The organism is Pseudomonas sp. CCOS 191 (assembly GCF_001007005.1).
GTDB lineage: Bacteria > Pseudomonadota > Gammaproteobacteria > Pseudomonadales > Pseudomonadaceae > Aquipseudomonas > Aquipseudomonas soli.
Window position 1 is genome coordinate 4177137 of the sequence record NZ_LN847264.1, and the last position, 19278, is coordinate 4196414.

Consider the following 19278-nt stretch of genomic DNA (forward strand, 5'->3'; position numbering starts at 1 on the left):
TCGCACGTCGTAGGAAGCCTCCTTTAGAGGTGCGCTCCCTCTCCTCTCTGAGACAAGGTGATTTCCATGGCGGAACAACTATCCACAAGTAAGTGCGATTCACCATTACTCCAGGCATTCGTCGACAACCGCAGCATCCTGGTCAAGATCGCAGCCCGCATCACCGGCTGCCGCTCGCGCGCCGAGGATGTGGTGCAGGACGCCTTCTTCAGGCTCAGCGCCGCCCCGCAGATCACCTCATCGTTCAAGGCCCAGCTCAGCTACCTGTTCCAGATCGTGCGTAACCTGGCCATCGATCACTACCGCAAGCAGGCCATGGAACTCAGGTACTCCGGCAGCGAGGAGGAAGGGATGAACGTGGTCATCCAGAACGCCTCGCCCGAGGCCACCCACATCAACCTCGCCACCCTGGAACACATCGCCGACGCCCTCGACGAACTGCCCAAACGCACCCGCTACGCCTTCGAGATGTACCGCCTGCATGGCGTGCCGCAGAAGGACATTGCCAAGGAGCTCGGGGTCTCGCCGACGCTGGTCAACTTCATGATCCGCGATGCGCTGATCCATTGCCGCAAGAGCAGCCGCCTGGGCTGAGGCGCCCCCTGTAGGAGCGACTTCAGCCGCGAAGCAGGCAACGCGGTTCTGGCACCCGCTTCGCGGGCGATCGCGGCTGAAGCCGCTCCTACACAGGTACAACCTTCACCTGAGAGAACGCGACGGCTGTGCTGAAATTTAGTCGTGCGGCGCTTCGACGGTGATCTGGTAAGGCTGGAAGATCCGCAGCAGTTCGCCGTTTTCCCGCAGCTGGCGCAACAGGCTGGCGAACGCCTCGGGGCTGATGGACGCCCCTGGGCGCAGTAGCGCGTAGTGATGGTAGACCTGGTCGACCCGTTGCGAGGCCAGCAACTGGCCGGCACTGTCCGGGTTGCGCTTGAGGAAATCGCTGAGGTACGAACGGGTGACCAAGGCGATGTCGGCACGCCCACGCTCGACCATGTTCAGGTTGCTGTCGTGGGAATAGGTCAGCGTCGCCCTGAAGCGTTTCTTCAACCAGGCCGGGTCCGGATTGAAATCGGCGAAAGCGTAGTGGTAGCCATTGAACAGCGCCAGGCGCTTACCTTCGAGGTCGTCGAAGTAGTGCTGGTCACGCCCGGCCTGCTGACGGCTGACGAACACCTCGGCATCTTCCAGCCCCATGTCCACGGTCTTGTGGGCAATCTCCTGCCAGCCCCACTGCGGGTTCTCGAAGATCGCCATGTCGGTGCGGCCTTGCTGGAAGTCGCCAAAGCGCCGAGGAATCGAGGTGGGTACCAGGACGAAACGGTGCCGCGACTGCAAACGGTTCAACGCCTCGACCAATTGCGGCAGCAAACCGGTGTCGGCGCCCTGCTCGGGGCGCACGGTATACGGAGGAAAGTGCGCCGCCCCGATCTTCACTTCCAGCACCTCGTCGGCCCGCGCCGCACCACCCAGCGCTACCGCAACGAACAACAGCAGGGAAGAGGAAATCTTGACGCTGGGCAGTGGGATCAAGTCGAGACACTCATCACGGGTAGGGGCCTGAATGCGCCTAAACTAGGCGTTTTCCCACATGGGCACAACCGCCGAATATGCCAAAGTGCCAGGGGATGCCGTGGCTCTCGACTTTGGCTACGCTCTACCGGCCGGCCCGCTCAGATCAGCGCGCCGGCCTTTGTGCATTGAAGGGGAGCCTGGCATGGGCCACTGGTTGGTGATCGACCTGGAAGCCACCACCGACGACGGCGGCTGGCCGGTCACGGAGATGGAAATCATTGAAATCGGCGCAAGCCTGGTCACCCGCGAAGGGCGCGAGGTCGATCACTTCCAGCGTTTCGTGCGCCCCAGGCGGCGGCCGCAATTGACGCCTTTCTGCTGCGAACTGACCCACATCACCCAGGCCGACGTCGATGGCGCGGAGAAATTCGACCTCGTCTGGCGCCAGTTCGAACAATGGCTGCAGCCGCACCAGGCGCAGTTGCAGGCGTGGGTCAGCTGGGGCGACTACGACCGCAAGCAACTGCTGCAGGAGTGGCAACTGCACCATGTGCGCAGCCTGCTGGAGCAACTGCCGCATATCAACCTCAAGCAACGTTTCGCCAAGGCCCGCCACCTGCAGCGCCCGGCGGGGCTGAACAGTGCCCTGCAACTGGCCGGCCTGCAGTTTTCCGGGCAGCAGCACCGAGCCCTGGAAGATGCCCGCAACACCGCCCGCCTGCTGCCCTTGAGCCTGCCGCCGGGCACGGCCTGAAACAGATGACGCTGGGGCGGGCCTTGGGCATACTGGCCAGCCTTTTTTCATTGCTTTTTCAGGAGTCGCCCGATGTTCAAGGTCAATGAGTACTTCGATGGCACCGTCAAGTCGATCGCCTTCGAAGGCAAGGAAGGTCCGGCCACCGTGGGCGTGATGGCCCCGGGCGAGTACGAGTTCGGCACCGCCAAGCGCGAGATCATGCATGTGGTTTCCGGCGCCCTGAGCGTGAAGCTGCCAGGTAGCGACAACTGGGAAACCTTCAACGCTGGCGACAAGTTCAACGTGGCCGCCGACAGCAAGTTCCAACTGAAGGTGGCCGTGGACACTGCCTACCTGTGCGAGTACCGCGACTAAGCAAGCCGGCCCCTACGCCATTTCCGGGTAGGAGCGGCTTTAGCCGCGATGCAGGCAACGCGATGCCTGGCACCCGCTTCGCGGGTGATCGCGGCTAAAGCCGCTCCTACAGGGGTTTCTCTTCATGAGAGAAACCTGGCCACCCGCTCCGCCGCCGCCTGCATATGCTGCTCGTGGCTGAACCCCGACGCCTTCAGCGGCTTCAGGTCATGGTCCGCCGCCGCCAGCCAGCTCACCTCGATCGCCGGCGATAACGCATACCCCTCGACCGCCTCGCGATTGCCCAGGGCATCCCGCTCGCCCTGCACGATCAGCGTGCGTGTGCGCAGGCCTGCAAGATGCTCCACGCGAGGTTTCTCCGGCTTGCCAACGGCATAGAACGGATACCCCAGGCACACCAGCGCATCGGCGCCCAGTTCATCAGCCAACAGGCTGGCCATGCGCCCTCCCATGGACTTGCCACCTATGGCCAACGACCCTGCGACTAAACGCCGCACCTGTTCGTATACAGTCCGCCAGGAGTCCAGCAACACCTTCTGCGGATTGGGCGGCCGCTTGCCGCCATTCAACCGCCGTTCGGCCATGTAGGGAAACTCGAAGCGCACCACCCCTACCCCTTGCCCCGCCAGCCTTTGCGCCATGTCCTCCATGAACCCGCTGTCCATAGGCGCACCGGCGCCGTGGGCCAGGATCAGGCAGCCGCAAACGCCGCGATCCGCCGGAATTTGCGGAGGATCGCAGCGCAAGCCTGGGACATTTCCGATCTTCGCCCATTGATCCCCGTCAATACCGGCACTTTGCCCATTAATCATGCTTGCCTCGCTGTCTAGCCTGCCTATAACCGTGGATGGGAACCCATACATGAACACAACCAGCAGTACCGCCTACAACTACCAGGTGGTCCGCCAATTCGCCATCATGACGGTGGTGTGGGGCATCGTCGGGATGGGGCTCGGCGTCTTCATTGCCGCCCAGCTCGCCTGGCCCGCCTTCAACCTTGACCTGCCGTGGACCAGCTTCGGCCGCCTGCGACCCTTGCACACCAACGCGGTGATCTTCGCCTTCGGCGGCTGTGCCCTGTTCGCCACCTCGTATTATTCGGTGCAACGCACCTGCCAGACCACCCTGTTCGCGCCGCGCCTGGCCGCGTTCACCTTCTGGGGCTGGCAACTGGTGATCCTGCTGGCGGCGATCAGCCTGCCGCTGGGCTACACCAGCACCAAGGAATACGCCGAACTGGAGTGGCCGATCGACATCCTGATCACCATCGTCTGGGTCGCCTATGCCGTGGTGTTCTTCGGTACGCTGATGAAGCGCAACACCAAGCACATCTATGTCGGCAACTGGTTCTTCGGCGCCTTCATCCTGACCGTGGCGATCCTGCATATCGTCAACAACCTGGAAGTGCCGGTCAGCCTGACCAAGTCCTACTCGCTGTACGCCGGCGCCACCGATGCCATGGTGCAGTGGTGGTACGGCCACAACGCCGTGGGCTTCTTCCTGACCGCCGGCTTCCTGGGGATGATGTACTACTACGTGCCCAAGCAGGCCGAACGTCCGGTGTATTCGTATCGCCTGTCGATCGTGCACTTCTGGGCGCTGATCACCCTGTACATCTGGGCAGGCCCGCACCACCTGCACTACACCGCCCTGCCGGACTGGGCGCAGTCGCTGGGCATGATCATGTCGCTGATTCTCCTGGCACCGAGCTGGGGCGGCATGATCAACGGCATGATGACCCTCTCGGGCGCCTGGCATAAGCTGCGCAGCGACCCGATCCTGCGCTTCCTGGTCGTCTCGCTGGCGTTCTACGGCATGTCCACCTTCGAAGGCCCGATGATGGCCATCAAGACGGTCAACGCCCTGTCCCACTACACCGACTGGACCATCGGCCACGTCCACGCCGGCGCGCTCGGCTGGGTGGCGATGATCTCCATCGGCGCGCTGTACCACACCATTCCGAAAGTGTTCGGCAAGGAGCGCATGTACAGCCTCGGGCTGATCAACGCGCACTTCTGGCTGGCCACCATCGGCACCGTGCTCTACATCGCCTCGATGTGGGTCAACGGCATCGCCCAGGGCCTGATGTGGCGCGCGGTCAACAGCGACGGCACGCTGACCTACTCGTTCGTCGAAACCCTGGTGGCCAGCCACCCAGGCTTCGTCGTGCGCTTCGTCGGCGGCGTGATCTTCCTCAGCGGCATGTTCCTGATGGCCTGGAACACCTGGCGCACCGTGCGTGCCCCGGCTGTCGAGCAAGCCACCGCCAATGCCCAGCTGGCTTGAGGAGTAGAGCCTGATGAAACACGAAGTCGTTGAGAAAAACATAGGCCTGATGGCCCTGCTGATGGTGTTCGCCGTCAGCATCGGCGGCCTGACCCAGATCGTCCCGCTGTTCTTCCAGGACGTCACCAACAAGCCGGTCGAAGGCATGAAGCCCTACACCGCCCTGCAGCTCGAAGGCCGCGACATCTACATCCGCGAAGGCTGCGTCGGCTGCCACTCGCAGATGGTGCGGCCGTTCCGCGCCGAAACCGAGCGCTACGGACACTACTCGGTGGCCGGCGAAAGCGTCTGGGACCACCCGTTCCTGTGGGGCTCCAAGCGTACCGGCCCGGACCTGGCCCGGGTCGGCGGGCGCTACTCGGACGACTGGCACCGCGCGCATCTGTACAACCCCCGCAACGTGGTGCCTGAGTCGAAGATGCCGTCCTACCCGTGGCTGGTGTCCTCGCAGGTCGACAACAGCCACACCGACGTCAAGATGCGCGTGCTGCGCAATCTGGGCGTGCCGTACACCGACGATGACATCGCCGGGGCCAAGGACGCCGTCAAGGGCAAGACCGAGATGGACGCGCTGGTCGCCTACCTGCAGGTGCTCGGCACCGCGATCAAGAACAAGAGGTGAGTGCGATGGAAATGGACATCGGCATGATCCGCGGCCTGGGCACCCTGTTGGTGATGATCGCCTTCATCGGCTTGTCGCTCTGGGTGTTCAACCGCCGCCGCGACCGTGATTTCGCCGAAGCGCGCCTGCTGCCCTTCGTCGACGACCGCCTGCCCCCTGCCGGGCAGGAACCTGCTGCAATGAGGAGTACCCGGCAATGACCACCTTCTGGAGTACGTACATCAGCGTACTGACCATCGGCAGCCTGATCGGCCTGACCTGGCTGCTGCTCGGCACCCGCAAGGGCCAGAGCAGCGACACCACCGACCAGACCATGGGCCACAGCTTCGATGGCATCGAGGAGTACGACAACCCGCTGCCGAAATGGTGGTTCTGGCTGTTCGTCGGCACCCTGGTGTTCTCGGTCGGTTACCTGATCCTCTACCCGGGCCTTGGCAACTGGAAAGGCATCCTGCCCGGCTACGAGAACGGCTGGACCCAGGTGGACGAGTGGCAGAAAGAAATGGACAAGGCTGACGCCAAGTTCGGCCCGATCTTCGCCAAGTACGCCGCCATGCCGGTGGAGGAAGTGGCCAAGGATCCGCAGGCGCTAAAAATGGGTAGCCGGCTGTTCGCCTCCAACTGCTCGGTGTGCCACGGCTCCGATGCCAAGGGCTCGTACGGCTTCCCCAACCTGACCGACAAGGACTGGCGCTGGGGCGGCGAGCCGGAGACCATCAAGGCCTCGATCATGAACGGCCGCCACGGCGTGATGCCGGGCTGGGCCACGGTGATCGGCGAGCAGGGCGTGGCGGATGTCGCCGCGTTCGTGCTGACCAACCTCGATGGCCGCAGCCTGCCGGAAGGCGTCAAGGCCGACCCGGCCAAGGGCCAGGAGATCTTCGCCAGCAACTGCGTGGCCTGCCACGGCCCCACCGGCAAGGGCACCCCAGCCATGGGCGCACCCGACCTGACCCACCCGCAGGCGTTCATCTACGGCTCGAGCTTCGCCCAGCTGCAGCAGACCATCCGTTACGGCCGCCAGGGCCAGATGCCGGCGCAGCAGGATATCCAGGGCAATGACAAGGTCCACCTGCTGGCGGCCTATGTCTACAGCCTGTCGCAGGATGCGCCCGCTGAAACGGTGACTGCTCAGTGAGTTCGCCGGGAGAGATTCAGCGCCTGTGAAATCGAGCGCCGCCCGCGCGGCGCATCGCGGATGAATCCGCTTCTACATTTTTTGCAACGTGGCCATGCCTGTGAGGCCATAGTTGTCAGCCCTGCTTGTAAGGCTCAAGGCCTGCGCCAAAGCCGGCAACCATGGCCTGACAGGTTCGGCACGTTGCAGCAAATGTAGGAGCGGATTCATCCGCGATGCGCCGCGCGGGCGGCGCTCGATATCCGCCCCACCACATCACACCAGCCTCACCCCCGCTCACCCCCTCCCTTGCACCCCCTCCGAACAGAACTAAGCTTGTTGCCACAGTGGGCTTCGCTCCGAAAGGACCGAAGCAGACGCGGCACACAGCCTGATGCCGTCCCCGATTAAAAGCTTGACCGATCGATCAGAAAAACATGGAAAACGGTACACATTACAAATATTTATTTGTGTACAATCGTTCAGCCCCCAACGCCACGGGACGGTGGCGAAAAGGGTCCGGACACGGGTCGGCGTACATGACTTGCGTTGCCATAACCCTGGTGGTTATCAATACTGGCGCCGATTTACCAACCAACAAGAACACCCAAACCGTGGAACCTTAGAATGAGCACTGCAATCAGTCCGACTGCTTATAACTATAAGGTCGTCCGCCAGTTCGCCATCATGACGGTGGTCTGGGGGATCCTTGGCATGGGGCTCGGCGTCTTCATCGCCTCGCAACTGGTATGGCCCCAGCTCAACCTGGACCTGCCATGGACGAGCTTCGGCCGCCTGCGCCCGCTGCACACCAACCTGGTGATCTTCGCCTTCGGTGGCTGTGCCCTGTTCGGCACCAGCTACTACGTGGTGCAGCGCACCTGCCAGACCCGCCTGATCTCCGACAGCATGGCCGCCTTCACCTTCTGGGGCTGGCAGGCGGTGATCGTCGGCGCGCTGATCACCCTGCCGATGGGCTTCACCACCACCAAGGAATACGCCGAGCTCGAATGGCCGCTGGCGATCCTGCTGGCCATCGTCTGGGTCACCTACGCCCTGGTGTTCTTCGGCACCATCGTCAAGCGCAAGACCAAGCACATCTACGTCGGCAACTGGTTCTACGGCGCCTTCATCGTGGTCACCGCGATGCTGCACATCGTCAACCACATCTCGCTGCCGGTGAGCCTGTTCAAGTCCTACTCGGCCTACGCCGGGGCCACCGACGCGATGATCCAGTGGTGGTACGGCCACAACGCCGTGGGCTTCTTCCTCACCACCGGCTTCCTGGGGATGATGTACTACTTCGTGCCCAAGCAGGCCGAACGCCCGATCTACTCCTATCGCCTGTCGATCGTGCACTTCTGGGCGCTGATCACCCTGTACATCTGGGCCGGCCCCCACCACCTGCACTACACCGCGCTGCCGGACTGGGCGCAGTCGCTGGGCATGGTGATGTCGATCATCCTCCTGGCGCCAAGCTGGGGCGGCATGATCAACGGCATGATGACCCTGTCCGGCGCCTGGCATAAGCTGCGCACCGACCCGATCCTGCGCTTCCTCGTGGTGTCGCTGGCGTTCTACGGCATGTCCACCTTCGAAGGCCCGATGATGGCCATCAAGACGGTCAACTCGCTGTCGCACTACACCGACTGGACCATCGGCCACGTCCATGCCGGCGCCCTCGGCTGGGTGGCGATGATCTCGATCGGCGCGGTCTACCACATGATCCCGAAACTCTACGGCCGCCAGCAGATGCACAGTGTCGGGCTGATCAACGCGCACTTCTGGCTGGCGACCATCGGCACCGTGCTGTACATCGCCTCGATGTGGGTCAACGGCATCACCCAGGGCCTGATGTGGCGCGCCATCAACGACGACGGCACCCTCACCTACTCCTTCGTCGAAGCCCTGCAGGCCAGCCACCCGGGCTTCATCGTTCGCGCCCTGGGCGGTGCGTTCTTCGCCTCCGGCATGCTGCTGATGGCCTACAACGTGTACCGCACCGTGCGCGCCGCCAACCCGGTGGAGGCTGAGGAAGCCACCAAGATCGTCGTCGTGGGAGCCCACTGATGAAGCATGAAGCAGTCGAGAAGAACATTGGCCTGATGGCCTTCTTCATGGTCATCGCCGTCAGCGTCGGCGGCCTGACCCAGATCGTCCCGCTGTTCTTCCAGGACGTCACCAACAAGCCGGTCGAGGGCATGAAGCCACGCACCGCGCTGGAGCTCGAAGGCCGCGACATCTACATCCGCGAAGGCTGCGTCGGTTGCCACTCGCAGATGATCCGCCCGTTCCGCGCCGAGACCGAGCGCTACGGCCACTACTCGGTGGCCGGCGAAAGCGTGTGGGACCACCCGTTCCTGTGGGGCTCCAAGCGCACCGGCCCGGACCTGGCCCGGGTCGGCGGGCGCTATTCGGACGACTGGCACCGCGCGCACCTGTACAACCCGCGCAACGTGGTGCCCGAGTCGAAGATGCCGTCCTATCCGTGGCTGGTCGAGCACAAGCTCGACGGCAAGGACACCGCCAAGAAGATGGAAGTGCTGCGCACCCTGGGCACCCCCTACACCGATGAAGACATCGCCGGCGCCGCCGACGCGGTCAAGGGCAAGACCGAGATGGACGCCCTGGTCGCGTACCTGCAAGGCCTTGGCACCCTCATCAAGAGCAAACGGTGACCGTGATGGATATCGGGATGATTCGCGGCCTGGGCACCGTCGTGGTGCTGGTGGCCTTCGTGGGCCTTGCGCTGTGGGTGTTCAGCCCACGGCGCAAGCGGGAATTCGACGAGGCAACGCAATTGCCGTTCGCGGACGACCCCGAAGCCACCCGTCACGTCGAGCAAGCACAAGCTTCTAGGAGCAAAAAACAATGACAACCTTCTGGAGTCTGTACGTCACCGTCCTGACCCTGGGCACCATCTTCGCCTTGACCTGGCTGCTGCTGTCGACCCGCCGGGGCCAGCGCGAGGAGATCACCGACGAAGTCGTCGGCCATGCCTTCGACGGCATCGAGGAGTACGACAACCCCCTGCCGAAATGGTGGTTCTGGCTGTTCGTCGGCACCGTCGTCTTCGCCCTCGGTTACCTGGTGCTCTACCCGGGCCTGGGCAACTGGAAAGGCATCCTGCCGGGCTACGCATACGTCGACAACGAAAAGAAGACCGAGTTTTCCAACGGCCAGGCCGGCTGGACCGGCGTGCACGAATGGGAAAAGGAGATGGCCAAGGCCGACGCCCGCTTCGGGCCGATCTTCGCCAAGTTCGCCGCCATGCCGGTGGAGGAAGTGGCCAAGGATCCGCAGGCACTGAAGATGGGCGCGCGCCTGTTCGCCTCCAACTGCTCGGTGTGCCACGGCTCCGATGCCCGCGGCGCCTACGGTTTCCCCAACCTGACCGACAACGACTGGCGCTGGGGCGGTGAGCCGGAGACCATCAAGACCACCATCATGAACGGTCGCCATGGCGTGATGCCAGGCTGGGCCACGGTGATCGGCGAACAGGGCGTGGCCGATGTGGCGGCCTTCGTGCTGACCAACCTCGACGGCCGCAAGCTGCCCGAGGACGCCAAGGCCGACCCGGCCAAGGGCAAGGAAATCTTCGCCACCAACTGCGTGGCCTGCCACGGCCCCGAAGGCAAGGGCACCCCGGCGATGGGCGCGCCCAACCTGACCCACCCGCAGGCGTTCATCTACGGTTCGAGCTTCGCCCAGTTGCAACAGACCATCCGCTATGGTCGCCAGGGCCAGATGCCGGCCCAGGCGCAGATGCAAGGCAATGACAAGGTGCACCTGCTGGCGGCGTACGTGTATAGCCTGTCGCATCAGGCGGAACCGGCCGCAACCGAGTAAGACAGGCCCGACCCCTCGCGGATGAATCCGCTCCTACGCGCCCCCTGTAGGAGCGGATTCATCCGCGATGAGGCCCGCAAACTCAGCACAAGCTGACCTGAATCAATTGACACCCGCCATAACACGTTTCACACCACGAACCCAACGCGACTAAGTGTCGCAGTGCGCCCCGCATGCGCCAGCACAGGCGTATCATGGGCCGCAGAGCGCTAGCAGAACGCGCGAGACTGCGGCCGGCACGCACTGGCCGCGGCATTTCTCCACTGCCGTGGGACTTGATGATGAGCAAGCAAATTCCGGTACATGACGTCACCCCGCCTGCCAGCAAAGGGAAGGATTCCGTCGACCTCTACGCCTCGCGCGAAAAAATCTACACCCGCGCCTTCACCGGCATTTTCCGCAGGCTGCGGATGGTCGGTGGCGCGGTGTTGTTCCTGCTGTATTTCGGCACCGTCTGGCTGAACTGGGGCGGTCACCAGGCCGTGTGGTGGAACCTGCCCGAGCGCAAGTTCTACATCTTCGGCGCCACCATCTGGCCCCAGGACTTCATCCTGCTCTCGGGCATCCTCATCGTCGCCGCCTTCGGCCTGTTCTTCATCACCGTGTACGCCGGCCGCGTCTGGTGCGGCTACACGTGCCCGCAGAGCGTGTGGACCTGGGTGTTCATGTGGTGCGAGAAAGTCACCGAAGGCGACCGCAACCAGCGCATGAAGCTGGACAAGGCGCCCATGAGCGCCAACAAGTTCCTGCGCAAGCTGGCCAAGCACAGCCTGTGGCTGTTGATCGGCTTCGTCACCGGCATGACCTTCGTCGGCTACTTCGCGCCGATCCGCGAACTGGCCATCGAGTTCTTTACCGGCCAGGCCGATGGCTGGGCCTACTTCTGGGTCGGTTTCTTCACCCTGGCCACCTATGGCAACGCCGGCTGGCTGCGCGAGCAGGTGTGCATCTACATGTGCCCGTACGCGCGCTTCCAGAGCGTGATGTTCGACAAGGACACCCTGATCGTTTCCTATGACCCGCGCCGCGGTGAAACACGCGGCCCGCGCAAGAAGGACATCGACTACAAGGCCAAGGGTTTGGGCGACTGCATCGACTGCACCATGTGCGTGCAGGTCTGCCCCACCGGCATCGACATCCGTGACGGCCTGCAGATCGAGTGCATCGGCTGCGCCGCCTGCATTGACGCCTGCGACAGCATCATGGACAAGATGAACTACCCCAAGGGCCTTATCAGCTATACCACCGAGCACAACCTGTCCGGGCAGAAGACCCACATGCTGCGCCCGCGCCTGATCGGCTATGCCCTGGTGCTGCTGGTGATGATCGGCGCCCTGGTCACCGCCTTCGCCACCCGTTCGCTGGTGGGCTTCGACGTGGCCAAGGACCGCGTGCTGTACCGCGAGAACGCCCAAGGACGTATCGAGAACGTCTACAGCCTCAAGGTGATGAACAAGGACCAGCGCGACCACGTCTACGTGCTCGACGCCGCCGGCCTGCCCGACCTCAAGCTCGAAGGCCAGCGCGAAATCCGCGTAGCCGCCGGCGATATCGTCAACCTGCCTGTGCAGTTGTCGGTCGCACCGGAACAGCTGCCCTCGACCACCAACGAAATTACCTTCATCCTCAAGGACGCCGACGACAGCGCCAGCCAGGTTGAAGCCAAGAGCCGCTTCATCGGCCCACAGATCCGCTGAGAGAGAACCTAGACAATGCCTGCCGCCACCGCCGCCAGCCCCTGGTACAAGCACCTCTGGCCCTGGATCATCATCGGTATCCTGGCCACCTCGGTGTGCCTGAGCCTGACCATGGTCAGCATCGCCGTGCGCAACCCGGACAACCTGGTCAACGACAACTACTACGAGGCCGGCAAGGGCATCAACCGCTCGCTGGACCGCGAGCTGCTGGCCCAGACCCTCAACCTCAAGGCCAGCGTGCACCTGGACGAGCTGACCGGCGAAGTCGAAGTGCGCCTGACCGGCAACAGCGACCCGCAGGCGCTGGAGTTGAACCTGATCTCGCCGACGCAGTCGGCCAAGGACCGCAAGGTGCAGCTGGCACGCACCGAGCCAGGCCGCTATGTCGGCCAGCTGGACGACAAGGTCGACGGCCGACGCTTCGTCGAGCTGCTCGGCAGCCAGGACGACCATGTGTGGCGGTTGTTCGAGGAGGAGAAGGTCGAGCATGGGGTGACCTTGCAGCTGGGCGATGAAGCGCTGCAAGGTGCCGAACGTCAGTAATACCCTGTTGGCGGGGCTACCTCGCCAGCATTGAACCTTCTGTAGGAGCGGCTTCAGCCGCGATACAGGCGACGCGGTGTATGGCACCCGCCAAGCGGGTGATCGCGGCTGAAGCCGCTCCTACAAGGTCCGCGCCAGCCGGAAGAGATGTCGATGAGCCAACCCACCCCCTGCTACCACTGCGCCCTGCCCGTCCCCGCCGGCAGCCGCTTCACCGCCGTGGTGCTTGGCGAGCCCCGGGCATTCTGCTGCCCCGGCTGCCAGGCAGTGGCAGAGTCCATCGTCGCCGGGGGCCTGGAGCACTACTACCAGCACCGCAGCGACACCAGCGCCAACCCCGAAGCATTGCCCCGTCAACTCCAGGACGAGCTGGCCCTGTACGACCGCAGCGACGTGCAGCAAACGTTCGTGCGCCATGAGGGCCAATTGGCCGAGGCAACCCTGCTGGTCGAGGGCATCAGTTGCGCCGCCTGTGGCTGGCTGATCGAAAAGCACCTGCGCACCCTGCCCGGCGTCGCCGATGCCCGGCTGAACCTGTCCAACCATCGCCTGCTGGTCAACTGGGACGACCAGCAACTGCCACTGTCGCAGTTGCTGGCCGGGCTGCGCCGCATCGGCTATGCCGCCCACCCCTACCAGCCCGACCAGGCCGCCGAACAGCTGGCCCGGGAGAATCGCAGCGCGCTGCGCCGCCTGGGCGTGGCCGGGCTGCTGTGGTTCCAGGCGATGATGGCGACCATGGCCACCTGGCCGGAATTCAACATCGACCTGTCGCCCGAGCTGCACACCATCCTGCGCTGGGTCGCGTTGTTCCTCACCACGCCCATCGTGTTCTACAGCTGCGCACCGTTCTTCAAGGGCGCGGCCCGCGACCTGCGCACCCGCCACCTGACCATGGACCTTTCGGTGTCGCTGGCCATCGCCCTGGCCTACTGCGCCGGGATCTGGACCGCCATCACCGGCCACGGCGAGCTGTATTTCGACACCGTGGGCATGTTCGCCCTGTTCCTGCTCACCGGCCGCTACCTGGAGCGCCGCGCCCGCGAACGCACCGCGGCGGCCACCGCGCAGCTGGTCAACCTGCTGCCAGCGTCGTGCCTGCGCCTGGACGCCAACGGCCAGGGCGAGCGCATCCTGCTCGGCGAACTGCAGTGCGGCGACCGTGTGCAGGTGCTGCCTGGGGCCGTCATCCCGGCCGACGGGCTCATCGTCGACGGTCGCTCCAGCGTCGACGAATCACTGCTGACCGGTGAATATCTGCCCCTGTCCCGCCGCGTCGGCGACCGGGTGACCGGTGGTACCCTCAACGTCGAAAGCACGCTGACGGTCGAGGTCCAGGCCCTGGGCCAGGATTCGCGCCTGTCGGCCATCGTCCGCCTGCTGGAGCGCGCCCAGTCGGAGAAACCGCGCCTGGCGGAGATCGCCGACCGCGCCTCGCAATGGTTCCTGCTGTTCACCCTGGTCGCCGCCGCGGTGATCGGTATCGTCTGGTGGCAGCTCGATGCACCCCGGGCGTTCTGGATCGTCCTGGCCATGCTGGTCGCCACCTGCCCCTGCGCCCTGTCGCTGGCCACCCCTACCGCCCTCACCGCCGCCACCGGCAGCCTGCACAAGCTCGGCCTGCTGGTGACCCGCGGGCATGTGCTCGAAGGCCTCAACCAGATCGACACGGTGATCTTCGACAAGACCGGCACCCTCACCGAAGGCCGCCTGGCCCTGCGCAGCATCCGCCCGCTGGGCCGACTGGACGCTGACCAGTGCCTGGCGCTGGCGGCGGCGCTGGAGAACCGCTCCGAACACCCCATCGCCCGCGCCTTCGGTCGTGCCGCGCAGGCGGCCGAAACCGTCACCGCCGTGCCGGGGCTGGGCCTGGAAGGCATGCTGGCAAGCCAGCGCCTGCGTATCGGCCAGGCCACCTTCGTCTGCGCACTCAGCGGCGCCGAGGTACCCACCGTGCCGGAGCCACACGGGCAATGGCTGCTGCTCGGGGACCGGCAAGGGCCACTGGCCTGGTTCGGCCTGGATGACCGCCTGCGCGACGACGCCCAGGACCTGGTGACGGCCTGCAAGGCACGCGGCTGGAACACGCTGCTGCTGTCCGGCGACAGTTCGCCGATGGTCGCGCAGGTGGCCGCGCAACTGGGCATCGACCAGGCCGTCGGCGGCCTGCGTCCGGACGACAAGCTCGCCCGCCTGAAAACACTGCAAGGCGAAGGGCGCAAGGTGCTGATGCTTGGCGACGGCGTCAACGATGTACCGGTGCTGGCCGCCGCCGACATCAGCATCGCCATGGGCAGCGCCACGGACCTGGCCAAAACCAGCGCCGACGCGGTGCTGCTGTCCAACCGCCTGCAGGCGCTGGTGCAGGCCTTCGACCTGGCCCGCCGGACCCGTCGCAACATTATCGAGAACCTGCTTTGGGCGACGCTGTACAATGGCCTCATGCTGCCGTTCGCCGCGCTCGGCTGGATCACCCCGGTGTGGGCGGCGATCGGCATGTCGGTCAGCTCGCTGATCGTGGTGCTCAACGCCCTGCGCCTGACCCGGCTGCCCAGCGGCGAGACACCGCCCGGGCGCGAGCCCGTGTCGCTCGAAAGGAAACCGCTATGCCCGCCCTCTACGTGATGATCCCCGCCGCCCTGCTGCTGGTCGGTGTCGCCGTGTACATCTTCTTCTGGGCGGTGGACAGCGGCCAGTACGACGACCTGGAAGGCCCGGCCCACAGCATCCTGTTCGATGACCAGGACCCTTGCCACCAGGCGGCCGTGAAGCCTGAGGGCGAAAAGCCCAAAGACCAGGACACGACCCCGCGTGCCTGAACTGATCCCCCTGCTGGGCTCGGCGCTGGTCCTGGGCCTGCTCGGCGGCGGCCATTGCCTGGGCATGTGCGGCGGCCTGATGGGCGCGCTGACCCTGGCCATCCCCCCCGAACAACGCAGCCGGCGCCTGCGCCTGCTGCTGGCCTACAACCTCGGGCGTATCCTCAGCTATGCCGCCGCCGGCTTGCTGCTGGGCCTGGCTGGCGTGGCCCTGGCCAGCAGCCCGCTGGCGACCGGTTTGCGGGTCGCGGCCGCGTTGCTGCTGATCGCCATGGGCCTGTACCTGGCCGGCTGGTGGAGCGGCCTGACCCGTATCGAGGCACTCGGGCGCGGACTTTGGCGCCATGTGCAGCCGCTGGCCACGCGCCTGCTGCCGGTATCCAGCCTGCCCCGGGCCTTGCTGCTGGGCGCCTTGTGGGGCTGGTTGCCGTGCGGCCTGGTGTACAGCACCCTGCTGTGGGCGGCGAGCCAGGGCGATGCACTGCACAGCGCGGCGCTGATGCTGGCGTTCGGCCTGGGTACCTGGCCGGTGCTGCTGGCCACGGGGCTCGCCGCGGAGCGCGTCGGTGCCCTGTTGCGCAATCGCGGGGTACGCATGGCCGGTGGCGTACTGGTGATCCTCTTTGGCCTGTGGACCCTGCCCGGGCCTCACCAACACTGGCTCATGGGGCATTGAGAGGCTGCTGCGACCGCCAGATCTCCTGATACAAATCAACATGACTTCTTACAAGCGCCCCTAGACTCCGGACACTGCAGCTCTATCCGGGGACTACCCACATGCTCGACGACCTACACTGGGACGCCGACCTGATTCGTCGCTACGATCTGGCCGGACCACGCTACACCTCCTATCCGACCGCTGTGCAACTGCACGGCGAAGTGGGCTCGTTCGACCTGCTCCACGCCCTGCGCGAGAGCCGCCGCGCCGCCCGCCCACTGTCGCTGTACGTGCACGTGCCGTTCTGCGCCAACATCTGCTACTACTGCGCCTGCAACAAGGTCATCACCAAGGACCGCGGTCGCGCCGCGCCCTACCTGCAACGCCTGGAGCAGGAAATCCAGCTGATCGCCTGCCACCTCGACCCCAAGCAAGTCGTCGAGCAGCTGCATTTCGGTGGCGGCACGCCGACCTTCCTCAGCCATGTGGAACTGCGCCAGCTGATGGCCACCCTGCGCCAGCACTTCCACCTGCTGGACGACGACTCCGGCGACTACGGCATCGAGATCGACCCGCGCGAAGCCGACTGGTCGACCATGGGCCTGCTGCGCGAGCTGGGCTTCAACCGTGTCAGCCTCGGCGTGCAGGATCTGGACCCCGCCGTGCAGCGCGCGGTCAACCGCCTGCAGAGCCTGGAGCAGACCCGCACCCTGATCGAAGCGGCGCGCACCCTGCAGTTCCGCTCGATCAACCTGGACCTGATCTACGGCCTGCCCAAGCAGACACCGGAAGGTTTCGCCCGTACCGTCGAAGAAGTGATCCGCCTGCAGCCCGACCGCCTGTCGGTGTTCAACTACGCGCACCTGCCCGAACGCTTCATGCCCCAGCGGCGCATCGACAGCAGTGACCTGCCGGCCCCAGCGGCGAAGCTGGAGATGCTGCACGCCACCATCGACCAACTGACCGCTGCCGGCTACCGCTACATCGGCATGGACCACTTCGCCCTGCCCGACGACGAGCTGGCCATCGCCCAGGAAGAAGGCACCCTGCAACGCAACTTCCAGGGCTACACCACCCACGGCCACTGCGACCTGATCGGCCTGGGCGTGTCGGCGATCAGCCAGATCGGCGACCTCTACTGCCAGAACAGCAGCGACCTCAACACTTACCAGGACACCCTCTCCACCGCGCAGCTGGCGACCCAGCGCGGCCTGGTGTGCAACCAGGACGATCGCCTGCGCCGGGCGGTGATCCAGCAATTGATCTGCCACTTCGAACTGGATTTCGAAGTGATCGAACAGGCCTTCACCATCGATTTTCGCGGCTACTTCAAGGAGCAGTGGCCGCAACTGCAGGCCATGCAACGCGACGGCCTGATCAGCCTGGACGCCAAGGGCATCCGCATCCTGCCGGCCGGCCGCCTGCTGGCGCGCTCGGTGTGCATGGTGTTCGACGCTTACCTCGCGCAGCAGAATCGCCAGCGTTTCTCGCGGGTGATCTGAGGCGATTGAGGCGTTTCACCGCATGGACAGACCGCCTTTCGAGGCACACTATGGACAGTTGAACGGTGTCGGGACACACCTTCCACACCGCTGCTAGCGTGCACCAAAAATGCGCACACTGGCCTACAGCCCATGCCGCGGGTTATCCTTACGGCTTATGTGTGCTTTCCCACAAGGATCGAAAGAAATGTCCGAGCCAGTAAAACTGCGCCCACACAACCAGGCCCACTGCAAGGATTGCAGCCTGGCCCCCCTGTGCCTGCCCCTGTCCCTGAACCTGGAAGACATGGACGCACTGGATGAAATCGTCAAACGCGGCCGCCCGCTGAAGAAAGGCGAGTTCCTGTTCCGCCAGGGTGACAATTTCGGCTCGGTCTACGCAGTACGTTCCGGCGCCCTCAAGACGTTCAGCCTCAGCGACAGCGGCGAGGAACAGATCACCGGCTTCCACCTGCCCAGCGAGCTGGTCGGCCTGTCCGGCATGGACACCGAGGCCTACCCGGTATCGGCCCAGGCCCAGGAAACCACCTCGGTGTGCGAGATCCCCTTCGAGCGCCTCGATGAACTCTCGGTACAGCTGCCGCAGCTGCGCCGCCAGCTGATGCGGGTGATGAGCCGCGAGATCCGCGACGACCAGCAGATGATGCTGCTGTTGTCGAAGAAGACCGCCGACGAGCGCATCGCCACCTTCCTGGTCAACCTGTCGGCGCGCTTCCGCGCCCGTGGTTACTCGGCCAACCAGTTCCGCCTGAGCATGTCGCGCAACGAGATCGGCAACTACCTGGGCCTGGCGGTGGAAACCGTGTCGCGCGTGTTCACCCGCTTCCAGCAGAACGGCCTGCTCAAGGCCGAGGGCAAGGAAGTGCACATTCTCGACCCGATCCAGTTGTGCGCGCTGGCCGGTGGTGCACTCGAGGTCTGATCGCCGCGCTAACAGGGTATACTGACGCCGAGTTTTTCCAGGATACCCGCCCCATGCACAGCGACACCTTCGACCTCAAAGCCCTGATCCGCCCGGTAGTGGACTTTCCCAAGCCGGGCGTGATCTTCCGCGACATCACCCCGCTGTTCCAGTCGCCGCGCGGGCTGCGCTATGTCGCCGACCAGTTCATCGAGCGCTATGTCGAGGCCGAGTTCAGCCATATCGGCGCCATGGACGCGCGAGGCTTCCTGATCGGCTCGATCATCGCCCACCAGTTGAACAAGCCGCTGATCCTGTTCCGCAAGCAGGGCAAGCTGCCAGCCGACGTGCTGTCCGAGGGCTACCAGACCGAATACGGCGAGGCCTTCCTGGAAGTGCATGCCGATAGTCTGTGTGATGGCGACTCGGTATTGATCTTCGATGACCTGATTGCCACCGGCGGCACCCTGCTGGCCGCGGCCAACCTGGTGCGCCGCACCGGCGCCCAGGTCTTCGAGGCGGCGGCGATCATCGACCTGCCGGAGCTGGAAGGCTCGCGTCGCCTGCAGGCGGCCGGCGTGCCGACCTTCTGCCTTACCGAGTTTTCCCTGAGCGAATACTGAGTTCGCCTTCAAAACGATCGCGGTGCGCCGATGCG

21 protein-coding genes are annotated in these 19278 nt (G+C 64.7%); 19 read left to right on the forward strand and 2 right to left on the reverse strand.

All coding sequences use genetic code 11. The annotated features are described in order from the left end of the window. Window positions 1–66 precede the first annotated feature (66 nt). Complete coding sequence (locus CCOS191_RS18460; RefSeq protein ID WP_046856458.1) at window positions 67–594, forward strand: RNA polymerase factor sigma-70; 528 nt, start codon at window positions 67–69, stop codon at window positions 592–594. Window positions 595–732: 138 nt separating this feature from the next. Here CCOS191_RS18460 and CCOS191_RS18465 read toward each other — a convergent pair whose 3' ends face one another. Beyond that, entirely contained in the window at window positions 733–1533 is an 801-nt protein-coding gene (locus CCOS191_RS18465) for a substrate-binding periplasmic protein (protein WP_046856459.1), read from the reverse strand. A 184-nt stretch (window positions 1534–1717) separates the two neighbouring features. On the opposite strand from CCOS191_RS18465, the gene CCOS191_RS18470 reads away from it, so the two are divergent. Together CCOS191_RS18470 and ppnP are read left to right on the forward strand one after the other, a co-directional pair. Beyond that, window positions 1718–2269, forward strand: coding sequence for an exonuclease domain-containing protein (locus CCOS191_RS18470; protein ID WP_046856460.1), 552 nt, complete (start codon window positions 1718–1720; stop codon window positions 2267–2269). Window positions 2270–2341: 72 nt separating this feature from the next. Further along, window positions 2342–2626: a pyrimidine/purine nucleoside phosphorylase gene (ppnP, locus tag CCOS191_RS18475; protein WP_038705716.1), complete on the forward strand. Its 285-nt coding sequence runs from the start codon at window positions 2342–2344 to the stop codon at window positions 2624–2626. A 122-nt stretch (window positions 2627–2748) separates the two neighbouring features. Here the strand turns inward: ppnP and CCOS191_RS18480 are convergent, their stop codons facing one another. Then, window positions 2749–3438, reverse strand: coding sequence for an alpha/beta family hydrolase (locus CCOS191_RS18480; RefSeq protein ID WP_046857861.1), 690 nt, complete (start codon window positions 3436–3438; stop codon window positions 2749–2751). Window positions 3439–3487: 49 nt separating this feature from the next. Between CCOS191_RS18480 and ccoN (CCOS191_RS18485) the strand changes: the two genes are divergently transcribed. The 16 genes from ccoN (CCOS191_RS18485) (at window position 3488) to CCOS191_RS18560 (ending at window position 19243) form a co-directional block, all read left to right on the forward strand. Next, entirely contained in the window at window positions 3488–4912 is a 1425-nt protein-coding gene (gene ccoN / locus CCOS191_RS18485) for a cytochrome-c oxidase, cbb3-type subunit I (RefSeq protein ID WP_046856461.1), read from the forward strand. A 13-nt stretch (window positions 4913–4925) separates the two neighbouring features. After that, window positions 4926–5534 carry a cytochrome-c oxidase, cbb3-type subunit II gene (gene ccoO / locus CCOS191_RS18490; protein WP_046856462.1) on the forward strand — a complete coding sequence of 203 codons (609 nt, stop codon included), beginning with the start codon at window positions 4926–4928 and terminating at the stop codon, window positions 5532–5534. A 5-nt stretch (window positions 5535–5539) separates the two neighbouring features. Next, entirely contained in the window at window positions 5540–5734 is a 195-nt protein-coding gene (locus tag CCOS191_RS18495) for a cbb3-type cytochrome oxidase subunit 3 (protein WP_046856463.1), read from the forward strand. Continuing rightward, window positions 5731–6672 (forward strand): cytochrome-c oxidase, cbb3-type subunit III, encoded by a 942-nt coding sequence (ccoP, locus tag CCOS191_RS18500; protein WP_046856464.1) that lies wholly within the window; start codon window positions 5731–5733, stop codon window positions 6670–6672. The genes CCOS191_RS18495 and ccoP (CCOS191_RS18500) overlap by 4 nt, the downstream gene beginning before the upstream one ends. Before the next feature lie 606 nt (window positions 6673–7278). Continuing rightward, window positions 7279–8721, forward strand: a complete 1443-nt coding sequence (gene ccoN, locus CCOS191_RS18505) for a cytochrome-c oxidase, cbb3-type subunit I (protein ID WP_046856465.1) — start codon at window positions 7279–7281, stop codon at window positions 8719–8721. Beyond that, the gene (ccoO, locus tag CCOS191_RS18510; RefSeq protein ID WP_023631369.1) at window positions 8721–9329 is read left to right on the forward strand and encodes a cytochrome-c oxidase, cbb3-type subunit II; all 609 of its coding nucleotides are present in this window, start codon (window positions 8721–8723) and stop codon (window positions 9327–9329) included. Before ccoN (CCOS191_RS18505) ends, ccoO (CCOS191_RS18510) begins: the two co-directional genes overlap by 1 nt. Before the next feature lie 5 nt (window positions 9330–9334). After that, window positions 9335–9526, forward strand: a complete 192-nt coding sequence (locus CCOS191_RS18515; protein WP_031315534.1) for a CcoQ/FixQ family Cbb3-type cytochrome c oxidase assembly chaperone — start codon at window positions 9335–9337, stop codon at window positions 9524–9526. Then, window positions 9523–10500 (forward strand): cytochrome-c oxidase, cbb3-type subunit III, encoded by a 978-nt coding sequence (gene ccoP / locus CCOS191_RS18520; protein ID WP_046856466.1) that lies wholly within the window; start codon window positions 9523–9525, stop codon window positions 10498–10500. Before CCOS191_RS18515 ends, ccoP (CCOS191_RS18520) begins: the two co-directional genes overlap by 4 nt. A 281-nt stretch (window positions 10501–10781) precedes the next feature. Beyond that, the gene (gene ccoG / locus CCOS191_RS18525) at window positions 10782–12197 is read left to right on the forward strand and encodes a cytochrome c oxidase accessory protein CcoG (protein WP_046856467.1); all 1416 of its coding nucleotides are present in this window, start codon (window positions 10782–10784) and stop codon (window positions 12195–12197) included. Between the two features lie 15 nt (window positions 12198–12212). Further along, a complete protein-coding gene (locus CCOS191_RS18530; protein ID WP_046856468.1) occupies window positions 12213–12740 on the forward strand; it encodes a FixH family protein in 528 nt (175 codons plus the stop codon). Between the two features lie 153 nt (window positions 12741–12893). Further along, complete coding sequence (locus CCOS191_RS18535; protein ID WP_046856469.1) at window positions 12894–15365, forward strand: heavy metal translocating P-type ATPase; 2472 nt, start codon at window positions 12894–12896, stop codon at window positions 15363–15365. Further along, window positions 15347–15559 (forward strand): cbb3-type cytochrome oxidase assembly protein CcoS, encoded by a 213-nt coding sequence (ccoS, locus tag CCOS191_RS18540; protein WP_046856470.1) that lies wholly within the window; start codon window positions 15347–15349, stop codon window positions 15557–15559. The genes CCOS191_RS18535 and ccoS overlap by 19 nt, the downstream gene beginning before the upstream one ends. Further along, window positions 15552–16235, forward strand: a complete 684-nt coding sequence (locus CCOS191_RS18545) for a sulfite exporter TauE/SafE family protein (RefSeq protein WP_046856471.1) — start codon at window positions 15552–15554, stop codon at window positions 16233–16235. The genes ccoS and CCOS191_RS18545 overlap by 8 nt, the downstream gene beginning before the upstream one ends. 101 nt (window positions 16236–16336) lie before the next feature. Beyond that, a complete protein-coding gene (hemN, locus tag CCOS191_RS18550) occupies window positions 16337–17719 on the forward strand; it encodes an oxygen-independent coproporphyrinogen III oxidase (RefSeq protein WP_046856472.1) in 1383 nt (460 codons plus the stop codon). A gap of 187 nt (window positions 17720–17906) precedes the next feature. Next, complete coding sequence (fnrA, locus tag CCOS191_RS18555) at window positions 17907–18641, forward strand: Crp/Fnr family transcriptional regulator FnrA (RefSeq protein ID WP_023630845.1); 735 nt, start codon at window positions 17907–17909, stop codon at window positions 18639–18641. A gap of 53 nt (window positions 18642–18694) precedes the next feature. Beyond that, a complete protein-coding gene (locus CCOS191_RS18560; protein WP_038705708.1) occupies window positions 18695–19243 on the forward strand; it encodes an adenine phosphoribosyltransferase in 549 nt (182 codons plus the stop codon). Window positions 19244–19278 lie beyond the last annotated feature (35 nt).